This window comes from Xanthomonas sp. WHRI 10207 (assembly GCF_040202975.1).
In the GTDB taxonomy this organism is placed as follows: Bacteria; Pseudomonadota; Gammaproteobacteria; order Xanthomonadales; family Xanthomonadaceae; genus Xanthomonas.
Genome location: NZ_JBEGDX010000004.1, coordinates 418,368 through 425,647, shown reverse-complemented (window position 1 = coordinate 425,647; position 7,280 = coordinate 418,368). Strand labels below are relative to the sequence as shown.

At 65.5% G+C, this 7,280-nt stretch carries 7 protein-coding genes; 3 read left to right on the top strand and 4 right to left on the bottom strand.

Annotated elements, in window-relative coordinates:
• Positions 1-855 precede the first annotated feature (855 nt).
• Genes ABQU90_RS16190 through ABQU90_RS16180 form a run of 3 tightly spaced genes read left to right on the top strand, consistent with a single transcriptional unit; the run spans position 856 to position 2,871 of the window.
• Positions 856-1,926, top strand: a complete 1,071-nt coding sequence (locus tag ABQU90_RS16190) for an aldo/keto reductase (RefSeq protein ID WP_323522409.1) — start codon at positions 856-858, stop codon at positions 1,924-1,926.
• 16 nt (positions 1,927-1,942) lie between these two features.
• Positions 1,943-2,488, top strand: a complete 546-nt coding sequence (locus tag ABQU90_RS16185; protein WP_323522410.1) for a nuclear transport factor 2 family protein — start codon at positions 1,943-1,945, stop codon at positions 2,486-2,488.
• Positions 2,489-2,499: 11 nt separating this feature from the next.
• Positions 2,500-2,871 carry an Atu4866 domain-containing protein gene (locus ABQU90_RS16180; protein ID WP_323522621.1) on the top strand — a complete coding sequence of 124 codons (372 nt, stop codon included), beginning with the start codon at positions 2,500-2,502 and terminating at the stop codon, positions 2,869-2,871.
• Between the two features lie 236 nt (positions 2,872-3,107).
• On the opposite strand, the gene ABQU90_RS16175 is transcribed toward ABQU90_RS16180, so the two are convergent.
• The 4 genes from ABQU90_RS16175 to ABQU90_RS16160 all read right to left on the bottom strand — a co-directional run bounded on the left by ABQU90_RS16175 (position 3,108) and on the right by ABQU90_RS16160 (position 7,068).
• Entirely contained in the window at positions 3,108-3,746 is a 639-nt protein-coding gene (locus ABQU90_RS16175) for a response regulator (protein WP_055850273.1), read from the bottom strand.
• A gap of 193 nt (positions 3,747-3,939) precedes the next feature.
• The gene (locus tag ABQU90_RS16170; RefSeq protein WP_323522411.1) at positions 3,940-4,989 is read right to left on the bottom strand and encodes an ABC transporter substrate-binding protein; all 1,050 of its coding nucleotides are present in this window, start codon (positions 4,987-4,989) and stop codon (positions 3,940-3,942) included.
• Positions 4,989-6,374: a sensor histidine kinase N-terminal domain-containing protein gene (locus ABQU90_RS16165; RefSeq protein WP_323516580.1), complete on the bottom strand. Its 1,386-nt coding sequence runs from the start codon at positions 6,372-6,374 to the stop codon at positions 4,989-4,991. The genes ABQU90_RS16170 and ABQU90_RS16165 overlap by 1 nt, the downstream gene beginning before the upstream one ends.
• Positions 6,367-7,068 carry a response regulator gene (locus ABQU90_RS16160; protein ID WP_323522412.1) on the bottom strand — a complete coding sequence of 234 codons (702 nt, stop codon included), beginning with the start codon at positions 7,066-7,068 and terminating at the stop codon, positions 6,367-6,369. Before ABQU90_RS16160 ends, ABQU90_RS16165 begins: the two co-directional genes overlap by 8 nt.
• Positions 7,069-7,280: the final 212 nt, after the last annotated feature.

Here is a 7,280-nt window from a genome sequence, read left to right as displayed (position 1 = left end):
GCCCGCCCACCGTCGCGGGACCTTACGCGGCATGGATGCCGCGTAAGAGCCTACAGGGACGTACTTGCGGCGTGTCCCGCGATGGTGGGCGGGCAAGGGCCCTGCAGCAAACTCACAGCGTCGAGAGTGCGGCAATGACACCGCACCAGACAGTTTGCTAACTGTTTTATCGAAAGCTATGCACACCGATCAACTCAACTAGCCGTTGCCCGCCGACCGTCGCGGGACCTTACGCGGCATGGATGCCGCGTAAGAGCCTCCAGGAATGGATTCACGGCGTGTCCCGCGACGGTGGGCGGGCAAGGGCCCTGCAGCAAACTCACAGCGTCGAGAGTGCGGTAATGACACCGCACCAGACAGTTTGCTAACTGTTTTATCGAAAGCTATGCACACCGATCAACTCGACTAGCCCCTGCCCGCCCACAGTCGCGGGACCTTACGCAGCATGGATGCCGCAGAAGAGCCCACATCGACGTACTTGCAGCGTGACACGCGAGGGTGTGCGGGCAAGGACCCTGCGCAGCGAAGTCGCAGATCTTGGCGTCTTGGTCGCTCACTCGCCAACCCAACAAGGCGCACCGCCTTGTCTCTGATACGCGCACTCACTGCAGGGGCCGTACGACCGCTGCGTGCGTGATCGTTGGCGCGTTGCACTCGACGTGGCAACACCCCGCGCACATCGAACCGAACACTGCAGTGCATGCAAGCGGTTGCGGCTGCGGCTGCGTGACGATGCTGCGTTGACGATTCGGACGATCAGGCAAGGATGCCGGATCACCAGGCTCACGCTGACTCACCGGCCGGCGGCACAGTACATCGCATGACGCACGACACCACTGCCGGGAGATACAACGCATGAGTCAGACACTTTCTCTGGACCACTATCGCCTGCTCGGCCGCTCCGGGCTGCGCGTCTCGCCGCTGTCGCTGGGCACCATGACCTTCGGCGAGGAATGGGGCTGGGGCGCGGATGCAGGCGAAGCCAAGCGCATCTTCGATGCCTACGCAGATCGCGGCGGCAACTTCATCGACACCGCGGTCAATTACACCAACGGCGGCTCCGAGCGCATCGTCGGCAGACTGATCAAGCCGCATCGCGAGCGCTTTGTGGTGGCGACAAAATTCACCATGGCGCGCGATGCGGACAACATCAATTCCGGCGGCAATCACCGTCTCAATCTGATCCGCTCGGTGGAGACCAGCCTGCGTCAACTCGACACCGATCGCATCGACCTGTTGTATCTGCACGCGTGGGACTTCACCACCTCGCCGGACGAAGTGATGCGCGGGCTGGAGCATCTGGTGCAGTCGGGCAAGGTGTTGTACATCGGCATCTGCAACACGCCGGCATGGCGCGTGGCGCAATTGCAGACGCTGGCCGATCTGCGTGGCTGGTCGCCCTTGGTCGCGCTGCAGATCGAATACAGCCTGGTCGAGCGCACCGTCGAACATGAGTTGCTACCGATGGCGCGCGAGCTGGGACTTGGCGTATTGCCGTGGTCGCCACTGGGCGGCGGCATTCTGACCGGCAAGTACAGCCGCGCGGATCTGTCCGACGACAACGCGGCGGATGTATCCACTAGCCGCAAGGGCGTGATCGCCTCGACCGGGCATCTCACTGCGCGCTCGTTGGAGATCGCCGATGTGGTTGGCACGGTGGCCGACGAGTTGGGCGCCTCGCGCTCGCAGGTGGCGCTTGCCTGGACCTTGCGCAATCCGGCGGTAGTCTCGCCGGTGATGGGCGCACGCACGTTGCAACAGGCCGAAGACAACTTCGGCGCGTTGGAGATCGTGTTCAGCGACGACCAACTGGCGCAGCTGGATCGGGTCAGCGGCCTGGCGCCGATCTTCCCGGAGCGTTTCATCGGCCGGCCGATGGCGCAGCAGCTGATCTACGGCACGCACGCGCTGCAACTGCGCAGCTGACGCGAAGGAGCACCACATGACCAGACCATCCGCCATCGCGGCAGCACTGTTCATCGCCGCCAGCGCGTTCACTGCAGCCGGGGCAATCGCTCCGGTGCCCACAGCCACCGCCGACAGCTGCGCCGGCACATCGCAGCAGATATGCAATACGCAACGCGTCGATGCCGCATTCGCACGCTGGCAGGCAGGCGGCACCGGATTCTTCGAAGAACTGCTGTCGCCGGACGTGGTGTGGACCATCCACGGCTCCGGCCCGAGCGCAGGCACCTTGCGTGGCCGCGACACATTGATCGACACGGCCGTGCGCCCATTGACCCAGCGCCTGGCGTCGCCGCTGCGCCCACTGCAGCGGCAGCTCTGGGCCGATGGCGAACACGTCATCGTGCAATGGCAAGGCGCCGCCGACCTGCCCAACGGCGGTCGCTATCGCAATCATTACGTGTGGATCCTGCGCATGCGCGACGGCAAGGCCGTGCAGGTCGATGCGTACCTGGATCTGGCCGCCTACGACGCGGTGCTGCAGCGTGCACCCGCCCAACTGCAACGCAGGACAGACACATGACCGATACACGTATGAGCACCGCTATTGCCGTTGCACTCGGCGCAGGTGCCGCCGTGCTCTGCAACGCCACACCGCTTGCTGCCGCTGCACGCCATGTGGCGGCGACGCCTTCCCCACTCCACAGAGCCACGCCCATGCAACAGCATTCCTACGTCGGCATGTGGGTCACCCGCGATGGGCAGATCCGCCAAGCCTTGTTGGCCAACGGCCGTTACGACGAAGCACGCCATGCACGGCAAAGCGCCTACCAGGGCCGTTATGAAGTGACCGGTAACACCATCCACTACTGGGACGACAGCGGATTCACTGCCGACGGCCGCTTTGTCAGCACAGACGAGTTGCACCACGGCGGCATGGTGTTCTATCGCCAGCGAGCGGAATGACATACGTCATGGACGGCACCTCGCATTTCGAGATCGCGATGGGCGCGGCCGCGTCGATCTTCAGTCCGCGGCCTGCCCCGCTCAACCAAGAACAGCCAACACAATAACTGCGCGGCCGGTGCTCTCTGCGGAACACACCACTCGCACACTTCGATGATGAGGACGCCGTCCACACCCAACTGACGACTGTTCGCGACTTTTTTTGCCGCTCCAAGCCCGTCAGCGATGCCGAGCCCTCAGCCCTCGCCTTCCGGCTCAAGCGCCTTGACCAGTACCGCGGCCTGCGTACGGCTGTAGCAGTCCAGCTTTTTCAGGATGGCGGTGACGTGCACCTTGACGGTGTTTTCGGCCAGACCGAGTTCGTGGGCGATCTGCTTGTTGAGCAGGCCATCGGCCAGGCTCAGCAGCACGCGAAACTGCTGCGGGGTGAGCTGGGCGAGTTTGGAGGCCAGCTGCGCGTCGGCCTCCGAACGTTCGGCAGTCATGGGCGGAAACCAGGTGCCGCCATCCAATACGCTAGCCACGGCGGTGCCGATGGATTCGGCCGGCGTGGATTTGGGAATGAAACCGGCCGCGCCAAACTGCTGCGCACGCCGGATCACCCGCGGGTGATCGTTGGAGGAGATCACCACCACAGGGATATCCGGATGCTCGCCGCGCACATGCAACAGCGCCGAGAAGCCGCGCGCGCCCGGCATGGCCAGATCCAGCAGTACCAGCTCGGCCTGCGGGTGCGAGCGCAGCATCGCACTCAGCGTGGCGGCGCTGGAGGCTTCCACGACCTGCGCCTGCGGCAGGGTCTGCTGCAGCACGTGGATCACGGCGGCACGGAACAGCGGGTGGTCGTCGGCGACGAGAATGGTGAGATCGGCCATCTGCCAAGTCTGGCACATGGGCGCGTCGGTGTGCCGCACCTGCGCTTGGCTGGCTGCCCACGGCTAGTGGCTGAGGCCCGCTGACACTGTGCGGAGCAGGCGACCACTGTATCGGCATTGTGCGACCGCCGATGATGCTGGCCGGCAACGACCACACCAGCATGACGCTCTGCATCACCGCGAATGCCACGCCCTACCGCGGCGGCTGCGTACTCGCACGCCACGCTTCCAGGAACTGGCGGCGCTTGAGTTTGTCCAGATACACCAGCAGGCCGGGGCCGAGCGGAATCGGCCGAAACGGCGGTTGCGCCGAGCCGCCACGACCACCGGCGGCCGGCAGGATCGGCATCAGCCGCGCTTCGCGCGAGAGCACCTGCTGCCCGCGTGGCGACAGCAAATAGTCGAGAAACCTGCGCGCTTCCGGTGCGTGCGGTGCGGTCTTGGGAATCACCGCGGTGCGCAGCGCCACCAGCGTGTAGTCCTGCGGCTGCACGATGCCCAGCGGCGCACCGGCATCGATGCGCGCCTGCGCGTAGGAACCGAGCACGTTGTAGGCCAGCAGCAACTCGCCACGACTGACGCGGTCGAGCAAGGTGCCGGTACGCTCTTCCAGCTTGACCTGATTTGCGCCCAACGCGGCCAGCAGCGCGCCGGCAATGCTGCCCACCTGCCCGTCCTGGGTGGCGAACAGATAGCCCACCCCGCTGCGCGCCACATCGTAGGTGCCCACCTTGCCGCGCAACGGCGCATCCGGCGCGCGCAACAACGCCAGCAGCTGGCGTCGCGTCCGCGGGACGCGTGATGGGTCGAGTTTGCGCGTGTTGTAGACGATGGCCACCGGCTCGTAGCTGATGCCGAAGACCTCGTGCCGCCATTGCGCCCAGGCCGGCAGCGCTTCGGTCTGCGCGGAGCGGTGGGCCAGCGCGTGCCCATCGTTCACCAGCTTGGTCTGCAGATCCATGCTGGCGCTGATCAGCATATCCGCCATCGGCGCACCGGCACCCGGATGCAGGTAGCGCGCATAGATGTCCCAGGCAATCACATCTTCGTAGATCACCTCGGTGCCCGGATGCAGGCGCTGGTAGTCCTGAATGACTGCGCCGAACACTTCCAGATCGGTGGACCCTTGCACGCGTAGCTGCGCATGCACCGGCCCCTGCGCGGGAAAGCGCCGCACATCGCCCGGCGCTGCCCACGCCATGCCGTGCACCAGCAGCAACAGCATCACCCACAGCCTGCGCATCACGCGGTTCCTCCCGGGAAGTGCAACGAGGCGATCAACCCGCCACCGATGCGATTGGCCAGATCGATGCGCCCGCCATGCGCTTCGACCACGCGCTTGACGATGGCAAGCCCCAGGCCTGCGCCGCCCGCGGGTGCATCCGGACCGCGCACGAAACGCTCGAATACACGCTCGGCTTCGGCGGCCGGAATGCCCGGCCCGTGATCGGCGATGGTCAGCACGTGCTGATTGCCATCGCTGGTCAGCGCCACCTGCAGCGGCGCGCCCGCGCCGTATTTGCAGGCGTTGTCGATCAGGTTCTTGAGCGCTTCGCGCAGCAGCAACGCGTCGCCGCGCAGCAGCGCCGGTTGCGGGTCGATAGCCAATTGCACCCGTGGCGCGCCTTCGCTGCGCGGCAGCGCTTCATGCAATGCCTGGTGCAGCACCTCGGCCAAGTCCACCGTGGCAAAGCGCTGCAGGTTGGAGCGATGGATCACGCTGGCATCGCTGAGCAATTGATTGAGCAGGCGGCTCATGTGGCTGGCGTTGCGCTCGATCGCGGCCAGGCTGCGTTGCATGTCGCGCGGATCGTCGTCGTCCATGGCCAGCTGCGCCTGCGCACGCAACGCGGCCAAGGGCGTGCGCATCTGGTGCGCGGCCTCGGCCATGAACGCACGCAAGGTCTCGTTGCTGGACGACAGCCGCGCCATGAAGCGATTGAGCGCGGTCACCATCAACTGCATTTCCTGCGGCGCCGGCACGTTGAGCGGCTTCAGATCCGATGGCTCGCGACGCGACAGGTCGCGCTCGATGCGCTGCAACGGCCGCAAGGCGCGGTACACGCCCAGCCACACCAATCCCAACGCCAGCAGCGACAACACACCGATTGCGACCAAGGCATTGAGCACCACATCGCGCGCCACCGCATCGCGCGCGCGCCGGGTCTGGCCCACCTGCACGCGCACCTCGCCCTGTCCCGAGGCCGAGGCAACGCGATGCATCACCACCGCAAAGCGCACCGGCTCGCCGCTGTACTGCGCATCGAACAACAACGGGCGCTCATCGCTGGGCGCGCGCGCCGGCAACGGCAACGTGTCTTCGCCGGTGATGGTGCGGCCCTGCGCATCGAATACGCGGTAGAACACGCGATCTTCCGGCGCCATGCCAAGCAGATCCAGCGAGGCGTAAGGCAGATCCACCTGCCAGTCGCCACCGACCAGCGCCACGCTATCGATGATGGACAGCGCCGAGGACACCAGCAGGTGATCGTAAGACCGGTTAGCCGCACGCTCGCCGTAATCGCGCGCCGCAAAAAACAGCACCACCGCGCCCAGCAGCGACAGGCTACCCAGATACAGCAGCAAGGTGCGCCGGATCGACGGCGCCACCGTCAGCGGCTCAGCCATCGCTACCTGGCTCCACCGGCGCATGCGGGTCGGCTTCTTCGAGTTTGTAACCGGCACCGCGTACGGTGACGATGCGTAACGGCGCGTTTGCCAGCTTGCGGCGCAGACGGCCCACATACAGTTCGATCGCATTGGGCCCGGCATCGTCGTCGAAGCCGAATAGCCCGTTGCCGATGTCGTCCTTGCCGACCACCTGACCCAGCCGCCCGATCAGGATTTCCAGCAGGCGGTATTCGCGGTTGGGCAATTCGATCGGTGCACCGTCGAGCATCACCGTGTGCGCAGCGTTGTCGAACACGAATCCGCCGATCTGCACCACCTCGCTGGCCTGCCCGCGATTGCGGCGCAGCAACACACGGCAGCGCGCTTCGAATTCGCGGAAATCGAACGGCTTGCCCAGGTAATCGTCCGCGCCCACGTCCAGCGCCTGCACGCGGTCTTCGATGCCATCGCGCGCGGTGAGCATCAGCACCGGCGTGGTATCGCCACGCTCGCGCATCCCGGCCAGCACGCGCAGCCCATCGAGCTTGGGCAGCCCGATATCCAGCACCACCAGATCGAAGCTCTGATAGCGCAGCACGCTGGCCGCCGCCAACCCGTCGGCCTGCCAATCCACCGCATGCCCGCTACGGCGCATGCGCCGCACGATGGCATCGGCGAGATCGGCATTGTCTTCGACTAGCAGCAGGCGCATTGGGCGGGGATTAGGGAGTGGGGATTGGGGATTCGTAACGGCGGTTGGCCGCCGCCGGAAGGTAACAGGCCACGAAAGCAAAAGCTTGCCACGTTTGCGCTCTAGCTCTTGCGAATCCCCAATTCCCACTCCCCAATCCCCGCCCCAAACGACAGGTCCATGACAGCTTTGCGGGACTAGGCTGCAGCCAACGCGCCACGGCAGTCGTCGTG

Excerpts from the sequence above, each read along its gene's own strand:
- ABQU90_RS16165 (WP_323516580.1), bottom strand. The coding sequence starts at position 6,374 with ATGGCTGAGCCGCTGACGGTGGCGCCGTCGATCCGGCGCACCTTGCTG.
- ABQU90_RS16180 (WP_323522621.1), top strand. The coding sequence starts at position 2,500 with ATGAGCACCGCTATTGCCGTTGCACTCGGCGCAGGTGCCGCCGTGCTC.
- ABQU90_RS16190 (WP_323522409.1), top strand. The coding sequence starts at position 856 with ATGAGTCAGACACTTTCTCTGGACCACTATCGCCTGCTCGGCCGCTCC.
- ABQU90_RS16170 (WP_323522411.1), bottom strand. The coding sequence starts at position 4,989 with ATGCGCAGGCTGTGGGTGATGCTGTTGCTGCTGGTGCACGGCATGGCG.
- ABQU90_RS16175 (WP_055850273.1), bottom strand. The coding sequence starts at position 3,746 with ATGGCCGATCTCACCATTCTCGTCGCCGACGACCACCCGCTGTTCCGT.
- ABQU90_RS16160 (WP_323522412.1), bottom strand. The coding sequence starts at position 7,068 with ATGCGCCTGCTGCTAGTCGAAGACAATGCCGATCTCGCCGATGCCATC.
- ABQU90_RS16185 (WP_323522410.1), top strand. The coding sequence starts at position 1,943 with ATGACCAGACCATCCGCCATCGCGGCAGCACTGTTCATCGCCGCCAGC.